This window comes from Sphingobium estronivorans (assembly GCF_008692605.1).
Taxonomy (GTDB): Bacteria; Pseudomonadota; Alphaproteobacteria; order Sphingomonadales; family Sphingomonadaceae; genus Sphingobium; species Sphingobium estronivorans.
In genome coordinates, this window is record NZ_LFCT01000079.1 from 1 (window position 1) to 337 (window position 337).

At 57.9% G+C, this 337-nt stretch carries 1 protein-coding gene; it reads right to left on the reverse strand.

Annotated elements, in window-relative coordinates:
- Positions 1-337 (reverse strand): integrase core domain-containing protein (locus tag F7P65_RS21900; RefSeq protein ID WP_150295665.1); only part of this gene is annotated, 337 nt, incomplete at both ends.

Here is a 337-nt window from a genome sequence, read left to right on the forward strand (position 1 = left end):
GGGGGGCATGCCCCCCAGGATTTGAAGCGCCGATTTGCTCATATGCCTCGCCAGGGGTTTTCCCTGCAAGGCGTGAATGAGGACGATGTTTGTCATAATAGGCGAACCATCGGCCAAGGCCGGCACGCAGTTCAGATCCGGTCTCGAAGGCGTGCAGATAGACGCATTCGTACTTCACAGATCGCCAGAGCCGTTCGATGAAGACATTGTCCATCCAGCGTCCCCGTCCGTCCATGCTGATCTTGATCTCGGCTGCGCGCAGCACACCGGTGAAGGCATTGCTGGTGAACTGGCTGCCCTGATCGGTATTAAAGATCTCGGGCTTGCCGAAACGGGC